27 protein-coding genes are annotated in these 24,263 nt (G+C 60.1%); 9 read left to right on the forward strand and 18 right to left on the reverse strand.

Features of this window, described 5'->3' with window-relative positions:
• Nucleotides 1–3: 3 nt before the first annotated feature.
• From BW33_RS15320 to BW33_RS15345, 6 genes are all read right to left on the reverse strand, one after another.
• On the reverse strand, nucleotides 4–630 hold the full coding sequence (locus BW33_RS15320) for a response regulator transcription factor (RefSeq protein ID WP_007969092.1): 627 nt from the start codon (nucleotides 628–630) through the stop codon (nucleotides 4–6).
• 346 nt (nucleotides 631–976) lie between these two features.
• Nucleotides 977–2,305 carry a deoxyguanosinetriphosphate triphosphohydrolase gene (locus BW33_RS15325; RefSeq protein WP_047599861.1) on the reverse strand — a complete coding sequence of 443 codons (1,329 nt, stop codon included), beginning with the start codon at nucleotides 2,303–2,305 and terminating at the stop codon, nucleotides 977–979.
• A gap of 76 nt (nucleotides 2,306–2,381) precedes the next feature.
• Nucleotides 2,382–3,545 carry an EAL domain-containing protein gene (locus tag BW33_RS15330; RefSeq protein WP_047599862.1) on the reverse strand — a complete coding sequence of 388 codons (1,164 nt, stop codon included), beginning with the start codon at nucleotides 3,543–3,545 and terminating at the stop codon, nucleotides 2,382–2,384.
• 124 nt (nucleotides 3,546–3,669) lie between these two features.
• On the reverse strand, nucleotides 3,670–4,008 hold the full coding sequence (locus tag BW33_RS15335) for a hypothetical protein (RefSeq protein WP_047599863.1): 339 nt from the start codon (nucleotides 4,006–4,008) through the stop codon (nucleotides 3,670–3,672).
• Nucleotides 4,005–4,391: a phage holin family protein gene (locus tag BW33_RS15340; protein ID WP_007969088.1), complete on the reverse strand. Its 387-nt coding sequence runs from the start codon at nucleotides 4,389–4,391 to the stop codon at nucleotides 4,005–4,007. The genes BW33_RS15335 and BW33_RS15340 overlap by 4 nt, the downstream gene beginning before the upstream one ends.
• A 2-nt stretch (nucleotides 4,392–4,393) precedes the next feature.
• On the reverse strand, nucleotides 4,394–4,708 hold the full coding sequence (locus BW33_RS15345) for a DUF883 family protein (protein ID WP_003226733.1): 315 nt from the start codon (nucleotides 4,706–4,708) through the stop codon (nucleotides 4,394–4,396).
• 305 nt (nucleotides 4,709–5,013) lie between these two features.
• Here BW33_RS15345 and BW33_RS15350 point away from each other — a divergent pair, with 305 nt between their 5' ends.
• Nucleotides 5,014–6,222, forward strand: a complete 1,209-nt coding sequence (locus BW33_RS15350) for an ammonium transporter (RefSeq protein ID WP_047599864.1) — start codon at nucleotides 5,014–5,016, stop codon at nucleotides 6,220–6,222.
• Here the strand turns inward: BW33_RS15350 and BW33_RS15355 are convergent.
• The gene (locus BW33_RS15355; protein ID WP_047599865.1) at nucleotides 6,219–7,931 is read right to left on the reverse strand and encodes a cation:proton antiporter; all 1,713 of its coding nucleotides are present in this window, start codon (nucleotides 7,929–7,931) and stop codon (nucleotides 6,219–6,221) included. The two genes, BW33_RS15350 and BW33_RS15355, sit on opposite strands and share 4 nt — an antisense overlap.
• A gap of 201 nt (nucleotides 7,932–8,132) precedes the next feature.
• Between BW33_RS15355 and BW33_RS15360 the strand changes: the two genes are divergently transcribed.
• The 3 genes from BW33_RS15360 to BW33_RS15370 all read left to right on the forward strand — a co-directional run bounded on the left by BW33_RS15360 (nucleotide 8,133) and on the right by BW33_RS15370 (nucleotide 9,826).
• Complete coding sequence (locus BW33_RS15360; RefSeq protein ID WP_047599866.1) at nucleotides 8,133–8,369, forward strand: glutaredoxin family protein; 237 nt, start codon at nucleotides 8,133–8,135, stop codon at nucleotides 8,367–8,369.
• Nucleotides 8,370–8,536: 167 nt separating this feature from the next.
• Nucleotides 8,537–8,854 carry a transcriptional regulator gene (locus tag BW33_RS15365; RefSeq protein ID WP_003226726.1) on the forward strand — a complete coding sequence of 106 codons (318 nt, stop codon included), beginning with the start codon at nucleotides 8,537–8,539 and terminating at the stop codon, nucleotides 8,852–8,854.
• An 81-nt stretch (nucleotides 8,855–8,935) separates the two neighbouring features.
• On the forward strand, nucleotides 8,936–9,826 hold the full coding sequence (locus BW33_RS15370) for a pseudouridine synthase (protein ID WP_047599867.1): 891 nt from the start codon (nucleotides 8,936–8,938) through the stop codon (nucleotides 9,824–9,826).
• A 76-nt stretch (nucleotides 9,827–9,902) separates the two neighbouring features.
• On the opposite strand, the gene BW33_RS15375 is transcribed toward BW33_RS15370, so the two are convergent.
• Entirely contained in the window at nucleotides 9,903–10,124 is a 222-nt protein-coding gene (locus BW33_RS15375; protein ID WP_007908660.1) for a YgdI/YgdR family lipoprotein, read from the reverse strand.
• A 78-nt stretch (nucleotides 10,125–10,202) separates the two neighbouring features.
• Entirely contained in the window at nucleotides 10,203–10,805 is a 603-nt protein-coding gene (gene mobA, locus BW33_RS15380; RefSeq protein ID WP_047599868.1) for a molybdenum cofactor guanylyltransferase MobA, read from the reverse strand.
• Nucleotides 10,806–10,887: 82 nt separating this feature from the next.
• On the opposite strand from mobA, the gene moaB reads away from it, so the two are divergent.
• Complete coding sequence (gene moaB / locus BW33_RS15385; protein WP_047599869.1) at nucleotides 10,888–11,427, forward strand: molybdenum cofactor biosynthesis protein B; 540 nt, start codon at nucleotides 10,888–10,890, stop codon at nucleotides 11,425–11,427.
• A 22-nt stretch (nucleotides 11,428–11,449) separates the two neighbouring features.
• Nucleotides 11,450–12,637, forward strand: a complete 1,188-nt coding sequence (locus BW33_RS15390) for a molybdopterin molybdotransferase MoeA (protein WP_177327493.1) — start codon at nucleotides 11,450–11,452, stop codon at nucleotides 12,635–12,637.
• A gap of 57 nt (nucleotides 12,638–12,694) precedes the next feature.
• Here BW33_RS15390 and BW33_RS30005 read toward each other — a convergent pair whose 3' ends face one another.
• On the reverse strand, nucleotides 12,695–13,003 hold the full coding sequence (locus BW33_RS30005) for a hypothetical protein (protein ID WP_177327492.1): 309 nt from the start codon (nucleotides 13,001–13,003) through the stop codon (nucleotides 12,695–12,697).
• A gap of 318 nt (nucleotides 13,004–13,321) precedes the next feature.
• Between BW33_RS30005 and yegS the strand changes: the two genes are divergently transcribed.
• Nucleotides 13,322–14,239, forward strand: a complete 918-nt coding sequence (gene yegS / locus BW33_RS15400) for a lipid kinase YegS (RefSeq protein WP_047599871.1) — start codon at nucleotides 13,322–13,324, stop codon at nucleotides 14,237–14,239.
• On the opposite strand, the gene BW33_RS15405 is transcribed toward yegS, so the two are convergent.
• From BW33_RS15405 to BW33_RS15415, 3 genes are all read right to left on the reverse strand, one after another.
• Nucleotides 14,223–14,882, reverse strand: a complete 660-nt coding sequence (locus BW33_RS15405) for a response regulator (RefSeq protein ID WP_007969079.1) — start codon at nucleotides 14,880–14,882, stop codon at nucleotides 14,223–14,225. The two genes, yegS and BW33_RS15405, sit on opposite strands and share 17 nt — an antisense overlap.
• Nucleotides 14,879–15,772: a sensor histidine kinase gene (locus tag BW33_RS15410; RefSeq protein ID WP_047599872.1), complete on the reverse strand. Its 894-nt coding sequence runs from the start codon at nucleotides 15,770–15,772 to the stop codon at nucleotides 14,879–14,881. The genes BW33_RS15405 and BW33_RS15410 overlap by 4 nt, the downstream gene beginning before the upstream one ends.
• A 492-nt stretch (nucleotides 15,773–16,264) precedes the next feature.
• Entirely contained in the window at nucleotides 16,265–16,735 is a 471-nt protein-coding gene (locus BW33_RS15415; protein WP_047599873.1) for a hypothetical protein, read from the reverse strand.
• A gap of 454 nt (nucleotides 16,736–17,189) precedes the next feature.
• Here BW33_RS15415 and BW33_RS15420 point away from each other — a divergent pair, with 454 nt between their 5' ends.
• Together BW33_RS15420 and BW33_RS15425 are read left to right on the forward strand one after the other, a co-directional pair.
• A complete protein-coding gene (locus tag BW33_RS15420) occupies nucleotides 17,190–18,125 on the forward strand; it encodes a chemotaxis protein CheV (protein WP_003226705.1) in 936 nt (311 codons plus the stop codon).
• Nucleotides 18,126–18,317: 192 nt separating this feature from the next.
• Nucleotides 18,318–19,124 carry an MOSC domain-containing protein gene (locus BW33_RS15425; RefSeq protein WP_047599874.1) on the forward strand — a complete coding sequence of 269 codons (807 nt, stop codon included), beginning with the start codon at nucleotides 18,318–18,320 and terminating at the stop codon, nucleotides 19,122–19,124.
• A 72-nt stretch (nucleotides 19,125–19,196) separates the two neighbouring features.
• Here BW33_RS15425 and ppnP read toward each other — a convergent pair whose 3' ends face one another.
• From ppnP to atuD, 5 genes are all read right to left on the reverse strand, one after another.
• Nucleotides 19,197–19,481: a pyrimidine/purine nucleoside phosphorylase gene (gene ppnP / locus BW33_RS15430; RefSeq protein WP_003226701.1), complete on the reverse strand. Its 285-nt coding sequence runs from the start codon at nucleotides 19,479–19,481 to the stop codon at nucleotides 19,197–19,199.
• Between the two features lie 114 nt (nucleotides 19,482–19,595).
• Nucleotides 19,596–20,138 carry an exonuclease domain-containing protein gene (locus tag BW33_RS15435; RefSeq protein WP_047599875.1) on the reverse strand — a complete coding sequence of 181 codons (543 nt, stop codon included), beginning with the start codon at nucleotides 20,136–20,138 and terminating at the stop codon, nucleotides 19,596–19,598.
• A gap of 70 nt (nucleotides 20,139–20,208) precedes the next feature.
• Nucleotides 20,209–22,170, reverse strand: coding sequence for an acetyl/propionyl/methylcrotonyl-CoA carboxylase subunit alpha (locus tag BW33_RS15440; protein ID WP_047599876.1), 1,962 nt, complete (start codon nucleotides 22,168–22,170; stop codon nucleotides 20,209–20,211).
• Between the two features lie 118 nt (nucleotides 22,171–22,288).
• The gene (locus tag BW33_RS15445) at nucleotides 22,289–23,086 is read right to left on the reverse strand and encodes an enoyl-CoA hydratase/isomerase family protein (RefSeq protein WP_047599877.1); all 798 of its coding nucleotides are present in this window, start codon (nucleotides 23,084–23,086) and stop codon (nucleotides 22,289–22,291) included.
• The gene (gene atuD, locus BW33_RS15450) at nucleotides 23,083–24,240 is read right to left on the reverse strand and encodes a citronellyl-CoA dehydrogenase (RefSeq protein ID WP_027613409.1); all 1,158 of its coding nucleotides are present in this window, start codon (nucleotides 24,238–24,240) and stop codon (nucleotides 23,083–23,085) included. The genes BW33_RS15445 and atuD overlap by 4 nt, the downstream gene beginning before the upstream one ends.
• Nucleotides 24,241–24,263 lie beyond the last annotated feature (23 nt).

Below are 24,263 nucleotides of genomic sequence, written 5' to 3' on the forward strand. Positions count from 1 at the left end.
CTCTCACACTAGCGCGTTGCGCTTGGCCATCTCGATAAGTTCCACCAGGGACCTGGCTTTCAGTTTCTGCATCAAGCGTTTTTTATAAGTGCTGACGGTTTTGTTACTGAGGAACATGCCCTTGGCAATTTCCTTGTTGGTGCGCCCTTGGGCAAATAACTGCAGAACCATGAGTTCGCGGTCATTGACGGCTTTGAATAATTCCAGCTCGGCGTAACGCACATCGTCACTGCGTACCGGATTCAATGCCTGACTGGGGAAATAGTTGTAACCGGAAAGTACCGCTTTTATGGCGCTGACCAGTTCGCTCAAGTCTTCTTCCTTGCACACATAACCGGATGCGCCGGACTGCATGCAGCGAATGCCGAACAGCGTCGGGCATTGCGCCGTCAGTACCAGGGTCTTGAGCGGAGTGCCCATGGCGTTGAAGCGGGCGAGGACTTCCAGGCCGTCGAGTTTGGGGATGCTGATATCGAGGATGATCAGGTCGGGCATGCATTCGCGAACCATCTGCATGGCATCGACCCCGTTGTCGGTTTCGCCGACGACCTTGTAACCTTCATGCTCGAGGAGCATTCGAACGGCAAGTCGGATGACGGGGTGATCATCGACAATAAAAACGGAGTTCATAATCAAATCCCATACGTGCGCGAATAAAGCGCGCACCTTAGCTCAGATAAATGAGCGATCGCATGAACTCGCAGGGCTCTAGCAGCAATATAGGATAAGTCCTACACACTAAAGGGAAATTGACTACGACAAAACTCTGTGTCGCGTAAGGAAGTGTTTAGGTTATTTGTTTATCTGAATGTTTTAAGTTGCTGTTTGGTTATTGAGAAAACAGCGTTTGATTGAATTGTTTCGTCGTTAAACGGATTACGTTTGGTCTGCGCAGCTATCGAACATCGCTGAGCCACTTTAATGGATCAATCCTTCAACCGGGCTTCGCACTGACCCGGTTGAGGAAGGTGCCCTGTCAGTGGCTGGAGCGCCCGGTCATTTCCAGCGCCATCTCACTGGCATAGCTGTCGGTCATCCCGGCGATAAAGTCGATCATGCGCAGGAACGAGGTGTGCAACGGCCCGTGGGGATCCGGTGCATTGTTGCCCAGCAGATCGAGGATCCGTCGGCTCTTGAACGACGGCGTGCGACCGCCGTGTTGCTCCAGCGCGGCGCCGCAGAACGCGTTGAGGAGAATTTCCAGCGTGGTATAGGCGCCGATTTCATGCAGCGTCTTGCGCTTGTCCTGGAAGATCTTCTTGCGGGCGATGTCTTTGGCGTTGAGTACGCAGCGTTTGGCCGGGCCGTGCATGTGTTCCACCAGGTCGCCGTGCAGGGTGCCGGCCAGCAGCGCATCCTGTTGCTCGACGAATGCCCGGGCGGCGGCGTTGGTCAGGTGTTCGATGGCCTTGCCGCGCAGGATCGCCAGTTTGCGTCGACGCGAATCCTGCGGGCCGAGCTGGCGATAGGTTTCCGGCAGATCGTCACCAACCAGACCGAGCAGCAGCGACTCGACTTCCGTGTATTCCAGAAGCTCCATTTCCAGGCCGTCTTCGAGGTCGATCAGCGCATAGCAGATGTCGTCGGCCGCCTCCATCAGGTACACCAACGGGTGCCGCGCCCAGCGCTGGTCTTCCAGTTGCGGCAGGCCGAGCTTGTGGGCGATCTGCTCCAGCAGCGGCAGTTCGCTCTGATAGCAGCCGAATTTGTGTTTCTTGTAGCCCAGCGAGTCGGCGTGACGTGCGGTCCACGGATATTTCAGATAGGTGCCGAGGGTGGCGTAGGTGAGGCGGGTGCCGCCGTCGAACTGGTGATACTCAAGTTGAGTCAGCACCCGGAAGCCTTGCGCGTTGCCTTCGAAATTGAGGAAGTCACCGCGCTCGGCTTCGCTCATGCCGTCGAGCCAGCCGCGCCCGGCCGCCTGCTGGAACCAGTGACGAATCGCGTCTTCACCGGAATGCCCGAACGGCGGATTGCCAATGTCATGGGCCAGGCAGGCCGATTGCACGACCATGCCCAGATCGCTCGGGTCGCACCAGTCGGGCAGGGCGCTGCGCAAGGTTTCACCGACGCGCATGCCCAGCGAGCGTCCGACGCAGCTGACTTCCAGCGAATGGGTCAGACGGGTGTGGATGTGGTCGTTACTCGATACCGGATGCACCTGGGTCTTGCGACCAAGGCGGCGGAAGGCACCGGAGAAGATGATGCGGTCGTGGTCTTTGTGGAACGGGCTGCGGCCCAGTTCTTGCGGGCTGTGCAGCGGTTTTCCAAGGCGTTCGCGGTTGAGCAGGGTCTGCCAATCCAAGGCTGGTTCTCTCCGTCGGTGACTGGGATGACTGTTGCCCTAGCTTCCCGGTTCAGCCACGCCCCTGCAAGCGGAACTACAAACCCGCGGCATCAATATCGATCAGCAGCAGGCGTTCGCCGTTATCGAAGAACTGGCCGGCGGTCAGGCAATACTGGTTGCTCGTGGCATCACGGTAGGTGCTGGACAGGGTCAGGCGCCGTTCTTCCCAGCCTTCGGCGAGCAAATGATAGAAATACGGACGCCATGACCAGTTGTGCCCGAGGTAGCGGTTATCGGCGACCCAGCCGTTGTTGCGCCATTCGAGGTTGGGCGTGAGTTGGGTGCCATGGCGGTCGCATTGGTAGAACCGCAACAACCACGGAAAAGCCTCCAGTTGCGGCAGCGCACTGAGCGGCGCGTGGGCCTGAGCCCAGGCCTGGAGGATCGCCATCAGTTCGCCGAGCTGCTGACGCATCTGCATCAGGCGCCCGCGTTCGGCCAGCTTCTGCCGCACGTAACGCTGGCGCAGTTCAGCAAAGCGCTGCACGAAGGCATCGGTTGAATAGAACGCCTCCTGCGCCCGGGCGAACAGGAAACCCTGGACGTAACGTGAGCCGCACTCCAGGGCGAAATTGAGCTGGGCCTCGGTTTCCACGCCTTCGGCAATGATCCAGCAGCCGGTCTTCTCGGCCATTTGCGCCAGAGCCTTGACCACATCACTGCTCGGCCCGCCCAACGCGGCGGCCTGGAACAGGCGCATGTCGAGTTTGAGAATGTCCGGCTGTAACGCCAGCACCCGATCGAGCTGCGAATAACCCGCGCCGAAGTCATCGATGGCGATCCGTGCTCCGGCCTCGCGGTAGCGCGCCACCACTTCGGCCAGACGCTGACTGTTGCCACCCAGTTCAGTGATCTCGAACACAATGCGTTGCGGATCGACGCCGTGTCGCAGCATTTGCTTGAGGCTGGGCAGCGGCTGATCGGCGCGCAGGCGACTGATCCAGCGTGGCGACATGTTCAGGCTGAGAAACCACTCGGCGGGGGCTTCATGCAGTCGGCTCAGGGCGTTGTCGCGGATCTGTCGGTCGAGGCGGCGCAGGGCGATGGCGGGTGTGCGCGGGTCGGCGAACAACGGCCCGACCGAGGCCAGTTGGCCGTCAGGCTGGCGCAGGCGACCCAGTGCTTCGACCCCTGCAATACGTCCGGTAGCGGTATCGATGAAAGGCTGAAAGCAGGCGAGCGGTTGCCCGTCGATCACGGAGCCTCCTTAGTCGTTCTTGTTCTGGATGAACCCGCCGACCAGGTAGGCACGCGGGATTGAACCTCTTGGTAAAGAGGTTCAATCCCGCGGTTATTGCAAGAATGCAGCCAGATGCGCCGGCTTAGCGTTTGCCCGAACTCTGCATGACCAGTTTGATCAGTGGCCCGAGGCTGGTACCCAGACGTATCAGCCGGGTCAGCCCGCCGACGCCACCGCTTTTTGCACCTTTGCCGGTGATAAAACCCAGCAGGGTGACGGCGGCCACGCCCCATAGCGGCGCGTGCTTGATGCCGAAGCCGCCTTGCAGGCTTTGCGTCATGCCGCGCATGCGTTGCAAGGGTTGCAATACTTGCCCGGCTTCGTGGCGGATTTCCTGACGATGCATTTCCATGCGCAGGCGGATCAGCGCCTTGCGCATTTCCCGGCGCGAGCTGTTGTGTGGCAGTTCAGGCAGGCTCATGGCAGCAGACGCTCCCGATCATTGGCCAATTCTTCCAGCGTGCCGTGGAAGGGCGAGGATTCATCGAAGACTGCTGCCTTGAGGCGCAACCCGCAGAAAGCGGCCGCCAGGGTGTAGAACACGCACAGACCGATGATCGCTGCCAGGCGATAGGTATCCCAGAACACGATCAGTACCAGCGTCGACAGACCGACCAGCAACAGCAGGGCAAACACCAGCGCCAGGCCTGCGAACAGCAACAGGCTGACGGTACGTGCTTTCTGCTCCTGCAATTCGATGCCGAACAGTTCGACATGGCTGTGCAGCAAGCCGAGAACAGCGGCGCCCAGACGCCGCGTGGAGGAAGTAGTGCCCGACCCCAGGCCGGATTCGCCGATCGACATGATCAGCGCCGAGTGGCCAGCAGGCCAATCAGGAAGCCCACCCCGGCGGCGATGCCCACCGACTGCCAAGGATTGGCTGACACATAATCTTCGGTGGCGGTGACCGCCGCCTGGCCGCGATCGCGCAGGGTGTCTTCGGTCAGCTTCAGCGTTTCCCGGGCGCGCAGCAGGCTGTCGTGGATCTGATCACGCAGCTCATCGGCCTGATCGCCCGCCAGGGACGCGGTGTGTTCGAGCAACCGCTCGGTGTCGGCGACCAGAGTCTGGAAGTCGTTCATCAGGATTTCTTGAGCAGTCTTTGCCTTGATGCTGGCCATGGGTGGATCTCCGTAAGTGACGTCTGAAGCGTTCGAGTATGAGCCTTGCGCGAAGGTTCAGTACAAATGACTGGTACAGCTTTTGCTATGTCGTGGTGCGTCCTGTCGCCGCCGTGCGCTGTTGGCGGGCGTACATGCCGCAAAACCTTAACTCAAATAATCCTGGTTCGTGTCAGGACATCGACCTTGTGCGCCAAAGCGGTTCATCGCAGCTTCAATGCGCAGACCGATCGGTTGCAACTTGGTGCATGAATTGCCCGCACGAACCGCTTTGGTGCCTTTTTAGCCTTCAGGTCTGCCTCTTTATGGAAAATCTGCAAAGCGCTGTGGACACGCTGGTTCACAGCTCCAACACGTTGTTCATTCTGATCGGTGCGGTGATGGTGCTGGCGATGCACGCCGGTTTCGCCTTCCTTGAAGTCGGCACGGTTCGTCAGAAGAACCAGGTCAACGCGCTGTCGAAAATTCTCAGTGACTTTGCGGTTTCGACCCTGGCCTATTTCTTTATAGGCTATTGGATCTCCTATGGGGTGACCTTCCTGCAACCGGCGGCGGTGCTGAGTGCCGATCACGGTTATGGGCTGGTGAAGTTTTTCTTCCTGCTGACGTTTGCTGCGGCGATTCCGGCGATCATCTCCGGCGGCATCGCCGAACGCGCGCGATTCGTTCCGCAGTTGTGTGCGACGGCGCTGATCGTGGCGTTCATCTACCCGTTTTTCGAGGGCATGATCTGGAACGGCAACTACGGTCTGCAGGCCTGGCTGACGGCACGTTTTGGCGCGGCGTTCCATGACTTCGCCGGATCGGTGGTGGTACACGCCATGGGCGGCTGGCTGGCGCTGGCGGCGGTTTTGCTGCTCGGCCCGCGCAACGGTCGTTATCGCGACGGGCGTCTGGTGGCGTTTGCGCCGTCGAGCATTCCGTTTCTGGCGCTGGGTTCGTGGATTCTGATTGTCGGCTGGTTCGGTTTCAACGTGATGAGCGCACAGACCTTGCAGGGCGTCAGCGGTCTGGTGGCGGTCAACTCGCTGATGGCCATGGTCGGCGGCACGGTGGCGGCGTTGATCGTCGGGCGCAATGACCCGGGCTTCCTGCACAACGGCCCGCTGGCCGGGTTGGTGGCGATCTGCGCCGGTTCCGACCTGATGCATCCGGTCGGCGCTCTGGTGACTGGTGCGATCGCCGGTGCGCTGTTCGTCTGGTGCTTTACCGCCGCGCAAGTCAAATGGCGCATCGACGATGTGCTCGGTGTCTGGCCGTTGCACGGTTTGTGCGGGGTGTGGGGCGGGATCGCCTGCGGCATCTTCGGCCAGACTGCGCTGGGTGGCCTCGGCGGTGTCAGCCTGATCAGTCAGTTGATCGGCACCGCCCTCGGTGTGGTGGTCGCACTGCTCGGCGGATTCGCCGTCTACGGCGTGATCAAGGTCTTGCATGGCCTGCGCCTGAGTCAGGAGCAAGAGTATTACGGCGCCGACCTGTCGCTGCACAAGATCGGCGCGGTGAGTCAGGATTAGGTTTCCTCATCGTCGGCGCCGCGGTACAAACCGTGCAGCAGACGATAACGGTCACTGCGCACCTGATCGACTCGCTCTTGTACCTGACGTGCTGGCAGACCGAGCATGATCAAGGCGTGAGAGCCGAGCATCAGGCTTGATTCCAATAGCTCCGGCACCACTTCGGTGGCGCCGGCAGCCTTGAGTTCCGTCAGTTGGCTATCGTCGCGGGTGCGCACCAGAATCGGCACCTGATCATTGTGGCGGCGCGCCTCTTCAAGGATTCGCAGGGTAACGTCGCTTTGATCCACTGCGATCACCACCAGCCGCGCGCGCAGCAATCCGACGGCAATCAGCAGGTCGGCGCGAGACGAGTCGCCGTAATGCACATTGCTTTCGCTGGCGGAGGCTTCCTGGATCCGCACCGGGTCGTTGTCCAGTGCGATGTAAGGTTGATTGGCATTGCGCATGAAACGGCCGATGGACTGGCCAACCCGCCCGTAGCCGCAAATCACCACATGCTGGTCGAGGTCGGCGTTGAGCGCACTTATCTCTTCGATTTGCGCCTCCTGATTCGGCTTGCGATGCAGGCGCAGGGCAATTTTCGGTGCCCCGCGCAACAACAGCGGGGTCAGCAACATCGAGCAGAACGTCGCCGCCAGCAGCAGACCGCCCAGCTCGTCAGGCAGCATGCGGTTTTGCTGCATCTGCGCCATCAACGCAAAGCAGAATTCCCCGCCCTGCGCCAGGGCCAGGCCGCTGCGCCAGGCAGTTTCGTGATCGCTGCCGCGCCACTTCACCAAAAGCGCGACGATTGTGCCTTTGATCAGCATCAGGCCGAGGGTCAGGCCGAGAATCAACAGGCTGTGACTGACGAACAGTTGCAGATCGATCAGCATGCCGATGCTGACGAAAAACACCCCGAGTAGAATGTCGCGAAATGGCCGGATGTCGGCTTCGATCTGATGGCGGTAGTGACTCTCGCCCAGCAGCATGCCGGCCAGAAATGCGCCGAGGGCAGGGGACAGGCCCAGCAGGTGCGTCAGCCAGGCGGTCAGCAGCACAATCACCAGCGCCAGCAGCACGAACAATTCCGCCGAGCGCGAGGCCGCCACTTCATGAAACAACCGTGGCAACAACCAGCGGCTGGCCAGCAGCAGACCGAAAAACAGCACCACGGTCTTCACCAGCGTCAGCGGCAGCGCCCAGTACCAGGCTTGCGCGCTGCTCCCGGCGAACACCGGCACGAGGGTCAGTAACAATACCGCGACCACGTCCTGAAACAGCAGAACCCCGACAGCATTCTGCCCATGACTGCTGAACACTTCGCCCAGGCTGCTCAACTCCTTGGTGACAATCGCCGTCGATGACAACGACAGCCCTGCGCCAAGCAGCAGGGCCGGGGTCACCGGCATGCCCAGCAGAATCAGCATCAATCCCAGTAACGCCGTGCTGAGCAACACCTGCTGGCTGCCCAGGCGAAACACCACCTGGCGCAGCGCGATCATTTTCGACAGGGAAAACTCCAGGCCCAACGAAAACAGCAGAAACACCACGCCCAACTCGGCCACGTCCGGCAGGTGCTCGCTCTCATTGATCCAGTCGAATGCAGTTGGCCCTACCAACAATCCTACGCAGAGATAGCCCAGCACCGGCGGCAAGCGCAGACGGCGAAACAGGGCAATCATCACCAGGGAAGAGGCGAGGATGATCAGCAGGTTGGCAAACACAAGACACTCCGATATCAGGCTCAGGCCTCTCAAGCGTAGAGGCAAAAAACGCGGGAGCATGGCCTGATTGGCTTTTCTGTGGACTGATTTGCGTCAGGGTTTTGCGTACGGGGTGTCGTGTTCGAGCCTTTGGGCGACAGCGGCTCGACGGGTTTTCAAGGCGCGCCTAGAATGAACCTTCATTTTTCCGGTTGAGCGATCATGCCTCCTGAATGTCAGTTGTTCGGCACCTTGGGATGCCATTTGTGTGAGGTGGCAGAGGCCGAGTTGATGCCTTTTGTCGAGCATGGTTTGCTGGTCGAACTGGTGGATATTGCTGACAATGAATCCTGGTTCGAGGCTTACAGCCTGCGGATTCCGGTACTGCGCCGAGTTGATACCGGCGCCGAGCTGAGCTGGCCGTTCAATGCCGACCAGGTGGTGGCTTTCCTGCGCTGAGCCTGTTTCTTCGGTGGCGCGGCATTGCTTTCCGCCGGTCGCGACCGTGCATCCTTCCCTTGGCACTTTGCGGTTTATTCGGTTACTGTATGTGCATACAGTAATTGGGTGGGCCTGCTGCTTTTCATCACTTGAGCAGGTGAATCCGGCAGTCAGAGGGACGAACCGTGGTCAATGTCGAACAGTTGAAGAACAGCGTGAACCGGATGTCGGTTGACGTGGTGCGCGAGGCGGTCCTCGAGTTGCGCCTGGACGGACTGGTCACGGAGGGCAAGACGCCTTTCAACAAACTGCATTTCAACACCTGTTTTGCCGAGATCGAAGCGCTGTTCCAGCGTGCCGGTTATCACAAACAACTGGATGTGGTCGGTTATCAGGGGTTGTTGTACGCCTTGTATGACCCGGGGCGCTGGGAGGCGGTCGATGTGCTGCGCTGGCTCAAGGAATTCACCGAAGCTGCCGCGCTCAAGTCGATCCCGGCCTGAGGCGGGTGGTGGAATCGACGCTAGGTTCGGATCGCTCAGTGTTGGATAATGCCGACCTGCATTGAGGGTTCGAATTTCCGTATGTCCACACCAACATTTTCCGCTGCGCAGAATCAGGCCAGCACCCTTTACCTGCCTCCGGGTGCCTGGCTCACCGTACTGGATTGCCTGTGTGAGCATTTCAGTGCGATCAGCCGCGAGCAATGGCTGGACAGAATCGCCCGGGGCCGGGTACTGGATGGTCAAGGTCAGCCGATTGCGCTGGATCTGCCGTACAAGGAAGGCCTGCGCATTCACTACTTCCGTGAAGTGCCGGATGAAAAGCCGATCCCGGTGCATGAGTCGATCCTGTATGCGGACGAGCATCTGGTGGTGGCCGACAAACCGCATTTTCTGCCAGTGACGCCGGCTGGTGAATACGTCGAGCAGACGTTGTTGCGGCGTCTGATCCGCCGCCTTGATAACCCGCATCTGGTGCCGCTGCATCGTATCGACCGGCACACGGCGGGGCTGGTGATCTTCTCGGCCAATCCGCAGACCCGTTCGGCCTATCAGTCGTTGTTCCCGACCCGGCAGATCGACAAGCGCTATGAGGCGATCGCCCGTGCGCTGCCGGAACTGGAGTTTCCCCTTGTGCACAAAAGTCGCCTGATCGATGGCGAACCGTTCTTCCGCATGCAGGAAGGTCCGGGTGTCGCCAATACTGAAACGGCGGTGGAAGTCCGGGAAAAGAACGGTGATCTGTGGCGCTACGGCCTGTATCCGGTGACTGGCAAGAAGCATCAGCTACGGGTACACATGACCGCGCTGGGGGCGAGTATCTGCAACGATCCGTTCTACCCGGATGTGTTGAAAGACGTTGAGGATGATTACGCCAATCCGCTCAAGCTGCTGGCGCAGGGTTTGCGGTTTATCGACCCGGTGACCGGCGAGGAGCGCGAGTTCGAGAGCCGGATCACCTTGCAATGGTGACGCCACTCACTATCCAGCGCCCATGAAAAAGCCCGCATCAATGCGGGCTTTTCTGTATCCGGCGTCGACGTAAAGATTACAGCTCTTTAACGGTACGAACCTGATCCTTGTTGATGCGGGTCTCTTTGCCGTCCAGTTGCTTGAACTCGTAGAAGCCCGAATCGTCATCGTATTTCGGGGTGTCGACGGCCTGGATTTCGCGACCGTCATTCAAGGTGATCACTGTTGGCGAGGAGCAACCAGCGAGCGTTGCCAGGCCCAGTGCGAGCATGAAAGTGGCGAGGGTCCGTTGAGTCATGAGTGTGTCTCCGAATGGGAATACTTTTGGTTACTGAGCTTGAGACGTATACAAGGCGTGAGAGTTCCTTGAATGCTGTCAGTCTGACACAGTGTTATGCGCATTTAACAGTTCGGGGGTGTTCAGGTTGGCCAGTCGCGGGTCATTGTCCGGGCATGGCAGGGCTGTCGCGCCAAGGTTGCGCATGACCCGGCCGGGGCTGCGTTCACCGGCGTTCCAGGCGGTTTCGAATGCGGGCAGAAGGGCTGCCGGGATCACACACAGCAGCGGTTCCCAATGGTCGTCGTGACGCAACATTAAAGGTTTTTCAGGAAACCGGCCGGCGGTTTCACGCATGTCCTGCAACAGCGCGGCATCGATTCGCGGCACATCGCAAGGCAAGACCAGCAGGTGCGGGCGGCGGGCGGCCTTGAGTCCGGCAAGGATACCGGCCAGGGGGCCGGGAAAATCGCCCTCCTCATCGCTGACCAATTGATCGGCGTAGGCGGCATAACGCTCGCGATTGCGATTGCAGGAGATGATCAAGTCGTCAGTCAGCGGTCGCACCTTGCGCTGCAGATGGGCAATCAGCGGCTCACCCTGCCATTCGACCAGCCCTTTGTCTTGGCCGCCCATGCGCTGGCCGCGTCCGCCTGCCAGGAGCAGAATGGAGCAAGGGGGCAATGGCGTATTCGAGGTCATGGCAGCTCTCCAGCGGGGCGGCGAAAAATTCAGGCGCTGTGATATAACACCGGGCTGTTTCTCCTACAACTGGACGAGCCTAATGAAAGCCAAGGCCGATGTACCTTTTGCGCCGCTGAACATTGCGGTGCTGACTGTCAGCGATACCCGAACCCTGGAAACCGACACCTCAGGCCAGGTCTTCGTCGACCGTCTGACTGCTGCCGGTCACTACCTGGCCGAGCGGGTCCTGCTCAAAGATGACCTGTACAAGATCCGTGCGCAAGTTGCCCACTGGATTGCCGAGGACGTGGTGCAGGTGGTGTTGATTACCGGCGGCACCGGTTTCACCGGGCGCGACAGCACGCCTGAAGCCGTGGCTTGTCTGCTCGACAAGCAGGTTGACGGCTTCGGTGAACTGTTCCGCCAGATCTCGGTGGCCGATATCGGTACCTCGACCGTGCAGTCGCGGGCACTGGCCGGTCTGGCCAATGGCACGCTGGTGTGCTGCCTGCCAGGTTCGACCAATGCGGTGCGCACCGGTTGGGACGGCATTCTCGCCGAACAACTGGATTCGCGGCATCGCCCTTGCAACTTCGTCCCTCACCTGAAACAGGCGGCGCCTTGTGAATCCCGTGGGTAAGCCGGGCAAGACCGGCAGCCTGATGCCTGTCGAGGAAGCGCTGGCCCGCCTGTTGCAAATGGCCGAGGCCACGCCGATTGTCGAGCGCGAGTTTCTGCCATTGGCTGAGGTGGAAGGGCGGGTGCTCGCCGAAGACCTGGTTTCGACTCTGGATCTGCCGCCCTGGCCAAACAGCGCCATGGATGGTTATGCCCTGAACCTGGCTGACTGGACCGGCGAACCGCTGCCGGTCAGCCAGAAAGTCTTTGCCGGGCAGGCGCCTGAGCCCTTGAAGCCCGGCACCTGTGCGCGGATCTTCACCGGTGCGCCAGTGCCTGCCGGGGCAGATTGTGTGGAAATGCAGGAGAACGCCGAAGTTCAAGCCGACGGCAGTGTGCGTTTCATCGAAACCATGAGCGTCGGCCAGAACATTCGTCCGCAGGGCCAGGAAACCACCGTGGGTGAGTTGATTCTGGCGGCAGGTACGCGACTGGGGCCGATCGAGCAAGGTCTGGCGGCGTCGTTGGGTTGTGCCGGGCTGAATGTGGTGCGCAAGGTCCGAGTGGCGGTGCTGTCCACGGGCGATGAGCTGGTCGAGCCGGGTCAGCCGTTGGGAGCGGGGCAGATTTACAACAGCAACCGGGTGGTGTTGTGCAGTTGGTTGCAGCGCCTGGGTTGTGAAGTGATTGATGCCGGTATTCTTCCGGACGATCTGGCGACCACGCGGGCACGTCTGGGCGACTTGCAGGGTGTCGACCTGATTCTCTCGACCGGAGGCGTGTCGGTCGGCGAAGCGGATTTTCTTGGCATTGCGTTGAGGGAAGAGGGCGAGCTGGCGCTGTGGAAACTGGCAATCAAACCAGGTAAACCGCTGACATTCGGCCATTTCCGCAAGGTGCCGGTCATCGGTTTGCCGGGTAACCCCGCCTCGACACTGGTGACCTTTGCTCTGCTCACGCGGCCTTACTTGTTGCGGCGTCAGGGTGTACAGGATGTCGAACCTCTGAAGTTTACGGTTCCGGCAGATTTTGTCTGGCCTGTGGCCGGCAATCGTCGCGAATATCTGCGCGGTCGTCTCGAGCAGGGACGGGCAATCATCTACCGCAATCAAAGCTCCGGTGTGCTGCGCAGTGCGGCTTGGGCGGATGGCCTGGTAGAAGTGCTGGAAGGTCGTACGCTGGTAGAGGGCGAAGAGGTCGGGTTCATTCCACTGAGCGATCTGCTCGGCTGATCCGCGCCGGGTGACGGCAGGCTCGACCGATACTGCGTCGATGCCTGCATTTCTCTTTCAATGGCTCATCAGTGTGACCAACTGATCGAACCGGCTATTGGCAACCCATCCCAGCAGTCCCAACACCACTGCCGTTGCACCTGCCGAATAGGCGAGACGGTGCTTGATGGTCTTTACATCCCCACGCACTTCGTCCATATCGCGACGAATGTATTTGAGGTGGGTTTCCAGTTCGGTCACACGCGGTTCCATATCAACTTCTCCAGCGCTTCTGGCGTTTTTTTTGAAATCGGATTTGTGACTGGTGCGACTTTCGTTGAGAGGGGCGACCGGGCTGGTGTGAACTCTGGCTTCATGGTTTGGCATCGGAATGTCCATCGGCTATTGCAAATGTAAGCGCGTCGGCCTTCCTGTCCTTCCAGCTGTCACCAGCTCCGAGGGTGTATCCACTCATTACCTGCACATCCTTGTGTTGTTAAATCGAAAATTGATACCGCCTGCACACGGTGAATCAATGAGCGGGCCCGGTCAATTGAGCCGATTCCTCACATGTTGTAAGAAAAAATACCGCCGTGTAGGACGCGAGAGATCAGTCGCTTGAATTAAATGGAAGTATTGCGGCTTTTTTGCGTGCGCCAGTGGTCAAGATGTTTCATACCGATTCAATCGTGGGGAGTAACCGTTATGAGTGAACGCAGGGCGCTGTTGATTCTGCATGGCAAGCAGGCACTCAATGAGGCGGTTCGCGCCGCCGTCGAAGCAAAACGCGAGCAAGGCTGGGAGCTGGCGGTACGTCTGACCTGGGAGGCCGGTGACGCTCAGCGTCTGGTGGAGGAGGCGTTGGCGGATGGCTACCGGCAGATCATCGCCGGGGGCGGTGATGGCACATTGCGCGATATCGCTGAAGCCCTTGCCGCGCATGCGCACAAGGCCAGTCTGGTGCTGTTGCCACTGGGCACGGCCAACGATTTTTCCCGTGCGGCGGGGATCCCGCTGGAGCCGGCAGAGGCGCTTGAGCTTCTGGATGTACCGCCGCGTGACATTGATCTTGGCGCCGTCGGCGGGCAGATTTTCCTCAACATGGCGACCGGCGGTTTCGGTAGCCAGGTCACGGCCAATACGTCGGAGGATCTGAAAAAAGTGCTGGGCGGGGCTGCCTATCTGTTCACCGGTTTATCGCGCTTCAGCGAGTTGCACGCGGCCTACGGCGAGCTGCAGGGGCCGGACTTTCACTGGAGTGGCGAGCTGCTGGCGCTGGGGATCGGCAACGGCCGTCAGGCGGGTGGCGGACATGACTTGTGTCCGCAGGCACTGGTCGATGATGGCCTGCTGGACATCAGCATCCTGCCGGCACCGCAGGAGTTGGTGGGCACACTCAAGACCCTGCTCAGCGACGGTTTCGGCCTCGACAATATGTTTGTGCGAGCCCGCTTGCCCTGGGTCGAAATCAAGGTCGCCGAAGGCCTGAGCATCAATCTTGACGGCGAGCCGCTGGAGGGCGAAAGCCTGCGCTTCGAGGTGCGCCCGGGAGCCTTGCGGGTGCACTTGCCCGAGCATTCGCCGCTGTTGGGCGGTGGCCGGTTGATCAATCGTCCAGGCTGATGATCTGCTCGCGCACCGCGAACAGCACCAGGCCCGCCACATCGTAGATCTGCAGGCGCTTCATGATCTGCGAGCGGTGGGTTTCGACGGTCTTGATGCTCAACCCCAGGCCGTTGGCGATCTCCCGGGTGGATTTGCCGCGAACGATCAACCGCAGGATTTCCAGCTGGCGTGCCGTCAGATTGTGCGAATCGGCCACTTCCGGCTGGTTTTTCTGCGTACGGGTCAGCGCCTGATTGATCACAGTGTGGGCGATCGCCGGGCTCAGGTAGCGCTCGTTGTTGCGCAGGGCTTCGAGGGCGTGTTCAAGCTCGGTGGCGGTGGTGTCCTTGAGCAGGTAACCGTGCGCGCCGGACTCCAGCGCCTGCATGATGAGCGCCGGATCGGTGTGCATCGACAGAATCAGCACCTTGCTTTGCGGGCGCACCCGCTTGAGCCGTTGCAGGGCTTCCAGGCCACCGGTTTCCTTCATCGAGATATCCAGCAGCACGATGTCGGGCGCCAGTTGCTCAACCATTTCGAGCAGCTGCGAGCCATCGCTGGCTTCGCCAACGACCGCGTAACCGGGAATGTCGAGCACCAGAGCGCGCACGCCGGCCCTGATCAGCGAGTGGTCATCCACCAGAAGTAAGTTACAAGTCAACGCATAACCTTATTCGTACTGGCCCGCTCGAGTGCACGGGGCGCCCAGGGGAATAGTGCTTCGATTTGAGTGCCTTTGCCCGGCTCGCTGATGACGCTCAGCGTGCCGCCCAACTGTTCGATCCTTTCCGCCATCCCAGCCATTCCGCGCTGTCCTTCCCGACCCGGATCCGCGGCTGGCGCAAAGCCTTGGCCATCGTCACTGATCAGCAGTGTCAGGCCTTTTGGCAGGCGTTGCACGCGGATCAGCAGGTTGCTGGCCTGTGCGTGGCGCAGAATGTTGGTGACCGCTTCCTGGGCAATGCGAAAGGCGGCGACCGCCATTTCTTCCGGAATACCGTTGAGCCGCTGCTGGCAATCGAGGCTCCAGTGCACCGACGTGTTCGCCAGGGTCTTGAGCAGGTGCGCTCGCAGACTGGCCTCCAGCCCGAGGCTGGTCAGTTGGCGCGGATTGAGAATGGCGGAAACGTCGCGCACCTTGTTGAGGGTTTCTTCAAGGGTGTCGCAGAGTGTCGAGCACTGCTCTTGCAAGTCGGGTGGCAGGCGTCTTTTCAGCCATTCGCTTTGCAGCTTGGCCGCTGTCAGTAACTGACCGATGTCGTCGTGCAGTTCCCGGCTGAGACGGTGGCGTTCGTTTTCCTGGACTTCCAGCAAACGGTCGGCGAGTTCCTGAGGCTGGAACTTGATCGATTTGCGCGACAGTCGATATTGCACCCAGACGCAACCGGTGGCGGCGATATTCAGCAGCAACAGCCCCAGTGAAAGTGGTGCCGAAAAACCATAGGTCAGCAGGCAGCCGACGGTGGCGATGACACACAATACGAGTGTGAACCGGCGTGCATTTTCCCGGGACGGTGGCCATGTGGTGATTGACTTGAGGCTGGCGTACATAACGGATGGAGCCAATGGATGTTCGCTGCGGGTAGACCGGCCGGTGGCGGGCGGATCTCTGTCTGAAAATGCTGTCAATTATGTTATTGGTTTTAACCAGGTTCAGTGAACGCTGTTTGACCGCCAACTTCGGTGGATGACTGTCAGTGAATCACTGTGCCATTAATTGAAAGCAACTAATGGCCGGCATAATAGCACTTAAGATACCGTTGGTCGCGCTTGCCATATATGTCCAGTGAGTCAGGAAAGACGCCATGTTGGACGTGTGTTCCATAATGGAAAAAAGTCGCTTTACTGTGTTCGATAGATACCGATATTGCTCGAAGTTGATCGTTACTCGGACACAGGCAAACCCTGAGGCCGCGGGAAAATTTCCGCTGGTTTCAGGTGTGATTATTTAATTCGAATGGTCGCTGGCAGGTATGAACTATTCATTTACGACATTCAGGGCTTCGGATCAGTTACCTCGATGTGTGCATTGTCAGCACTGAATCAGGCCTGACGTTCCGAATAGGACATGAGTGGTAGCGTTCGAGTCGCAAGTGGCGGCTGAAATTCGCTTTGACCGACCTGGAACGCGAAGGCTTCGATCAGGGATGTCTGTTCGCTGGTATCCAGGCTTAACTGGCCGGTGTTGTGATCGACCAGTTCGATCTGCCAGGCCATCAGGGTGAAGCAGTCTTTGAGCGCACCCAGTGCCTGTGCGTGCAGATCGATAGGAGCCGGCGCGTGGTCGAGCAGGCTGTGAATATGCAGGGAAAACTCGGAGATCGCCTCCAGTGCCAACGCTTCAGCCCGACTCGCAAGTTTGAGCAGGGTGCTGCGCATGCAGTCGATGGCGTCCTTGTCGTTGCTGATCAGTTGCAGGTGGCTCAGGCATTCTTCGGACTTGGCCAGGAGCGTTTCAGCTTCGACGAGAAATTCGGGAAAGCGTTGTGCCCAGTCTTTACGGTCGATTGGCATGCTTATCTCCACAGCGTCATGTCTGATGAGGGAATGCCGTGTGTGTCGACGATCATGCACCGTCGGGAGATCGCGCCCCACCGTGCAAGTGCACTGGCTGAGGTTTTCCAGAGGGTGGGGTTCCACTGACCTGCGATCGCACACAATAGCCTGACTCCGTTCATGCAATGAGAATGGCGTCACATTAATGGCTATTGGATATTGCGAATATCAGGTTGGGCCTGATTGTTACTAGGGGATTCCCTTACGCGCGGGAACCTGTGACGCAAACCGTGGTCGCGCCAGAAGAGAATGTAGCAGATGAAAATACCGGGCCAGTAAACCATGATGTTAATGTGACATCAATGCCCGTGTATGGCATTTTGATGGTGAATTTTTTGGGGATCAAGAATCGCCATAAACAGCCGATAACCCCTCATTAGTGAATTCATCAGAACAAGCCCAGGAGTCATAGATGGCCGGCATTCTCGACACGGTAGACCAACGCACGCAACTGGTGGGTGAGAATCGCCTGGAAATTCTCATGTTTCGCCTGGCCGGACGCCAATTGTTCGCGATCAACGTGTTCAAGGTTCAGGAAGTGCTGCAGTTACCGAAGCTGACCCTGATGCCGCAGCGTCATCCGTTTGTCTGTGGCGTGGTCAACCTGCGCGGCCAGACGCTGCCGGTGATCGACCTGTCCCAGGCGATCGGCATGCGTCCGCTGGTGCCGGGCCCGAACAGCACCATCATCGTCACCGAGTACAACCGTTCGGTGCAGGCTTTCCTCGTCGGTGGCGTGGATCGCATCGTCAACATGAACTGGGAAGCCATTCTGCCGCCGCCGACCAGCGCCGGACGCCAGCATTACCTGACCGCGATCAGCAAGGTCGACGATCAACTGGTGGAAATCATCGACGTCGAGAAAGTCCTCGCCGAAATCGTCCCGTACAACGCCAAGGTCTCGCGTGACAAGCTCGACGACCCGGTGCTGGAGCGTGCCCGTGGCCGCGAAGTGCTGCTGGTGGACGACTCCAACGTGGCGCTTTCGCAATTGCGCGATACCCTTGGCCAGCTCGGGGTGAAAATGCACATCGCCAGCGATGGTCTGAAGGCGCTGAACATGCTCAAGGCCTGGGCGGATACCGGCGTGAACATGACCGACAAACTGCTGATGGTGTTCACCGACGCGGAGATGCCGGAAATGGACGGCTATCGCCTGACCACCGAAATACGCAACGACCCGCGCCTGCGTGGCCTGTACGTGGTGCTGCACACCTCGCTGTCCGGCAGTTTCAACGACTCGATGGTGAAAAAGGTCGGCTGCGACAACTTCCTCTCCAAGTTCCAGCCGGACAAACTGGTCGATGTGGTGCGTCAGCGTTTGATGCTCGATGAAGTGCCAGCCTGATCACACCACCACACAGCTCCTGCAGGAGCTGTCGAGTGAAACGAGGCTGCGATCTTTTGATCTTTTAAAGTCAAAGTCAAAAGATCGCAGCGTGCCGCAGCTCCTACATTGTCGTGCAGTGCTCGAACGCAGGCTTTGATTCACGGATAAAGCTCGTATAGGGTGGCATTTTTGCCCATCAGGAAGCTGGACATGCTGCGTCTGAGTGCGCTTTATCGTTACCCGTTGAAATCCGGCAAGCCCGAGATTCTGCAATCGATTGGCCTGGACAAACTCGGCCTTGAAGGTGACCGACGCTGGATGCTGGTGGACGAGGCGAGCGGCCGCTTCCTGACACAAAGGGCCGAGGCGAAAATGAGCCAGCTGTCAGCGCTGTGGAACGCGCAGGGCGGTCTGACCCTCAGTGCGCCCGACCACGCGGCGCTGGATATCCCGTTGCCGGAGGACGATGCCGAGTTGCGTGGCGTGACCATCTGGCGTGACACCCTGCGCGTACCGGATGCCGGTGACGAGGCGGCCCGCTGGGTCAGCGAGTTCATTGGCAAACCCACGCGGCTGGTGCAGGTGCCACTTGATCGCGCCCGTATGACGCAGGCCGGCTACGGTCGTGAAGACGACCGGGTGGCATTCGCCGATGGTTTCCCGCTGCTGCTGATTGGCGAGGCGTCATTGCAGGATCTGGAGCAAAAGGTCGGACGGCCGCTGGAGATGTTGCGGTTCCGGCCGAATCTGGTGATCGAAGGCAGTACGGCGTTCGCCGAAGATGGCTGGAAGCGCATTCGCATCGGCGATGTCGAGTTCCGGGTGGTCAAGCCTTGCTCGCGCTGCATCCTGACCACCATCGATCCTCAGACCGGTGAACGCAGTGCCGATCGAGAACCGCTGGCGACCTTGCAGAAATACCGTGCGCAGGCCGATGGCGCAATGTTCGGGCAGAACCTGGTCAACGACAGCAATGGTCGTCTGGAAGTCGGTATGCCGGTGGAAATCCTCGAATAACCCAGGCCAGAAATGAAAAATGCCCGTGTCCATGGACACGGGCATTTTTTTGCACCGCGAAAAAACGTGGGCTTAGCCGCGGTATTCGCAGAGGTAAGCGGTATCAACGGCGACTTTCAGCTGGAACTTGCTGTTGGCCGGAACGTTGAACTGGCTGCCGGCGGCGAAGGTTTCCCAGTCGCTGCTGTCCGGCAGTTTGACGGTCAGCGCACCGGAGACCACGTGCATGATCTCGCGCTGAGCGGTGCCGAATTCGTATTCGCCCGGGGCCATGACGCCGATGGTCGCCGGACCTTCAGCGGTGCCAAAAGCGATCGACTTGACGGTGCCGTCGAAGTACTCGTTGACTTTGAACATGGGCGATTCCTCTCGAAAAGGGCAAAAAAGGGTTAAAAAAGGCTGGCCAGTATGCACAACGCTCCCGGCGCCGTCACCTGCCCGGGGCGTGTCCGGCAAGTTCTCGCCCTGACTTCAGAGTGGCAAGACCAGCGGCAGCAACCGCGCGGTATTGCGCGCATCTTCCAGGGCCCGGTGCTGTTGCCCGCTGAACTGCATGCCGGCCAGCTGCAAGGCACCGTTCAGGCCCAATGGTCGTTCCAGGCGCCGGGCCTTGGCAAAGCGCTGTTTGAGGTTCATGTGCGGCACCCGGCTGAGCAGGCTGTCGAGTTGCAGGCGCTGCCATTCCTGGAGCAATTGTTTGCGGTCGTAATCGCCCCAACTGGCCCAGCCTTCGAGGCGCGGCTGGTGTTGCCCGAGCCAGCGCTCGAATGCCGGCCAGACCTCGCTCAACGGCTGTGCGGCGTCGATGTTGGCCTGGCTGATGTGCGTGAGCTCACGGCAGAACGGCGTCAGCAACGGCCGCCGGGTCGGTTTGACGAAACGCTGAAAGTGATCCTGCTCGCGACCGGCACGATCAACCAGCGTCGCGCCGATTTCGATGATTTCCATGTCCGTTACCGGCCAGCCACCTTCATCTGTGGTGGCTTCCAGATCAATGACCAGCCAATGGGGCATCGCAGGTTTCCTGATTTACGCGTCCTGATAGATCAGAGCGTAGTCAAACCTTGCGTTTGCGCCTGGCGACTCACTCGACCTGCAACAGAACCTGACGATTTTTTACCTGATCGCCGACCTTGACCTGCACCCGCTTGAGCACGCCGTCGATGCCGGCCTTGAGCGGATGCTCCATTTTCATTGCTTCCAGCACCACCAGCAACTGACCTTTGCTGACCGGGCTGCCTTCGCTGACCAGCACGTCGACGATGGCACCGTCCATCGGCGCTTTCAGTGTCCCGGAGCTGACGCTGCTCTGACTGCTGATCTGCGCATGAGTTCGATCCTCCAGGCGCAGGTTGCCCGGGTGGGTGAACAGCCAGAGTTCTTCGCCATCAATCCGGTAGGCGTGACGCTGGCGCAGGCCGTCGACTTCCAGCGTCACCGCGCGCTCGTCGCAATTGATGACGCTCAGTGCCAGTGCGCGCTGCATCACGTTCACGGTGAAGCGGCCATCGCTGCCAGCAAGCAGTTGCAAGGTCCAGTCCTGCTGTTCCAGCCCGAGGCGGTAATCGAGCGGCGCGCCGACATTGTTGCGCCAGCCCTTGAGCGGTGCACGATGCGCCTGCGCGCCGGCCTGATAAAACAGCACGGCGGCGATGGCCAGCTCCTCCGCGGTGGGGGCGTAAGTCTGCAGGCAAGGATGGTCAGTGAAGCGCTGAGCAATGAACGCGGTGCTGAATTCGCCGCTGATGAACTGCGGATGCTGCAGCAGGCTGACCAGCAAACGCTGGTTGCTCTGAACGCCGAGCAGCACGCTGTCCTGCACCGCGCGCAACAGCTTGCGGCGCGCCTCTTCGCGGGTGGCGCCGTGGGCGATCAGTTTGCCGAGCATCGGATCATAGAACGGGCTGACCCACTGACCTTCACGCAAGCCGTGATCGATCCGCGCGCCCGGACTCACTGCCGGTTCCCAGGCCTGCACACGACCGGTCTGTGGGAGGAAATTCTGCGTCGGATCTTCGGCATACAACCGCACTTCCATGGCGTGGCCGTTCAGCGTGACCTGATCCTGAGTCAGTGGCAGCGGCTGGCCTTCGGCGACGGCCAGTTGCCAGGCGACCAGATCCTGCCCGGTGATCAACTCGGTCACCGGATGCTCGACCTGCAGACGGGTGTTCATTTCCAGAAAGTAGAACTGCCCACGGGCATCGAGCAGAAACTCGACGGTGCCGGCACCGAGGTAATTCACCGCGCGGCCAGCCTTCAATGCCGCTTCGCCCATGGCCTGGCGCAACTCGCGGGTCATCACCGGGCAGGGTGCTTCCTCGACGACTTTCTGATGGCGGCGCTGCACCGAGCAGTCGCGCTCGCCGAGGTAGATCAGGTTGCCGTGACAGTCGCCGAACAGTTGCACCTCGACGTGTCGTGGTTCGATCAGCGCCTGTTCGAGGATCAGTTCATCACTGCCGAAACCGTTCAGCGCTTCGGAGCGTGCGGTGCGCAGTTGCGCTGGCAACTCGTCGCTGCTGCGCACCAGACGCATGCCGCGTCCACCGCCGCCAGCGCTGGCCTTGATCATCAGTGGATAGCCGATGCGCTCGGCTTCGCGCAGCAACGTGGCGTCATCCTGCGCGGCGCCTTGATAGCCGGCGATGCAGGGAACGCCGGCGTCGAGCATGGCGATTTTCGACAGGCGCTTGCTGCCCATCAGCTCGATGGCCTCGGCGCTGGGGCCGATGAAGGTCAGGTTGGCCGCTGCGCAGGCGCGGGCGAACTCGGCGTTTTCCGAGAGAAAGCCGTAGCCTGGGTGGATCGCGTCGGCACCGCTGCGGCGCGCGGCGTCGAGGATCGCCGGGATGTTCAGGTAGGACTGCTGCACCGGTGCGGCGCCGATGTTCACCGCTTGATCGGCCATCTGCACGTGCAGGGCATCGGCGTCGGCATCGCTGAATACGGCGACGGTGCGATAGCCGAGGGCCTGGGCGGTGCGCTGAATGCGGCAGGCGATTTCACCGCGGTTGGCGATCAGGATTTTGTGGATGACGGGCATGTTGATCTTCCTGAGTATTTGGCGGTGGGTTGGCTGGCCTCTTCGCGAGCAGGCTCACTCCCACAAGGAATTTGCATCGTTCACAAAACCTGTGGGAGCGAGCCTGCTCGCGAAGCTTTTAAAGGGCCCATCGCGGTTTGCGCTTTTGCACGAAAGCCAGGGTGCCCTCGATCCCTTCGGCCCCGGTCACCGCTTCGCTGAACCATTGCGCTGCCTCATCCAGCAGTTCATTCGAGGGCTGCCCGGCACTGGCGAGCAGCAATTTTTTGGTCGCCGCATTCGCTTCGGGCGCGCAGTACAGAACGTGGTCGAGCACTTCGTCGAGTCGTTCTGCCAGTGCCTGCGGATCCTGCTCAACGAAGTGCACCAGTCCCAGCCGCCGCGCCTGATGGCCGTCGAAACGTGCCGCGGTCAGCGCCAGACGGCGAGTCTCGGTCAGGCCGATGCGCTGCACCACGAACGGAGCGATCTGCGCCGGCAGCAAACCCAGGCTGGTTTCCGGCAGGCCGAACTGCGCCTGATGATCGGCCATGGCTATGTCGCTGACGCAAGCCAGCCCGAATCCGCCGCCCAGCACTGCGCCTTGCAACACTGTGATCAGCACTTGCGGTGCGTGCTGCGCTTCTTGCAGCAGCGCACCGAAAGCGCGGTTCAGTTCGCGATAGGCATCGGCGCCCTGGGCGCGGGCGCCGGCCATGTCCTTGATGTCGCCACCGGCGCAGAAATGCCCGCCGGCACCGCTGAGCACTAGAGCACGAACACCACGGTCATCACGCACTGCCGTCAGCACCGCACGCAATTCGCTGACCATCTGCAGGCTCATCGCATTGCGGCTGTCCGGGCGATTGAGGGTGATGTGCAGCACACCGCCATGCAGTTCCAGCAACAGCGTCTGGCATTCCGGCAGACTGCTCATTTCTTTTTCCCCGGCAGGATGCCCATCAGTTTGCAGATGATCCCCAGCATGATTTCGTCGGCACCGCCGCCGATCGATACCAGCCGCACATCGCGATAGGCGCGGGCCACCGGGTTGTCCCACATGAAGCCCATGCCGCCCCAATATTGCAGGCAGCTGTCGCTGACCTCACGGCCGAGGCGCCCGGCCTTGAGCTTGGCCATCGACGCCAGACGCGTGACGTCCTGACCCTTCACATATTGCTCCGTGGCCTGATAGACCAGCGCCCGCAAGCATTCGATTTCGGTCTGCAATTCGGCGAGGCGGAAATGGATCACCTGATTGTCGATCAGCGCATTACCGAAGGTCTTGCGTTCCTTGCAGTACTCGATGGTGCTGTCGACGCAATATTCCAGACCCTTGATCATGTTCGCCGCGCCGAACAGGCGTTCTTCCTGGAACTGCAGCATCTGCATCATGAACCCGGCGCCTTCGTGGCCGATGCGGTTGCGCTGCGGCACACGCACGTTGTCGAAAAACACCTGGGCGGTTTCCGAACTGCGCATGCCGAGCTTGTCCAGGTGCGAGCTGAGGCTGATCCCCGGGGTGTTCATCGGCACCATGATCAGCGACTTGTTGATGTGCGGCTTGTCGTCCGAGGTGTTGGCCAGCAGGCAGATGAAGTCGGCGCTGGGCGAGTTGGTGATCCACATCTTGCTGCCGTTGATCACGTAATCGTCGCCGTCCTTGCGCGCACTGGTCTTGAGCCCGGCGACGTCGGAGCCGGCACCGACTTCCGAGACCCCGATGCAACCGACCTGCTCGCCGGTAATCGCCGGGCGGAGAAATTCGTCGCGCAATTCGTCGGAGCCGAAGCGGGCCAGCGCCGGGGTGCACATGTCGGTCTGCACGCCGATCGACATCGGAATGCCGCCACAATGAATGGTGCCGAACTCTTCGGCTGCGACAATCGAATAGCTGTAGTCGAGGCCCATGCCGCCAAATTTTTCCGGTTTGGAAATCCCCAGCAGACCGAGGTCGCCGGCCTTGCGGAAAATCTCGTGGATCGGAAAGCGTCCGGCCTTTTCCCATTCATCGACGTGCGGGTTGATCTCGTGCTCGACGAATTGGCGGACGGTGCGGCGCAGTGCTTCGTGTTCCGGGGTGAAGATCATTTTTATTGTTCTCCTGGGGATCC

Source organism: Pseudomonas sp. RIT288, from assembly GCF_000631985.1.
Lineage (GTDB): Bacteria > Pseudomonadota > Gammaproteobacteria > Pseudomonadales > Pseudomonadaceae > Aquipseudomonas.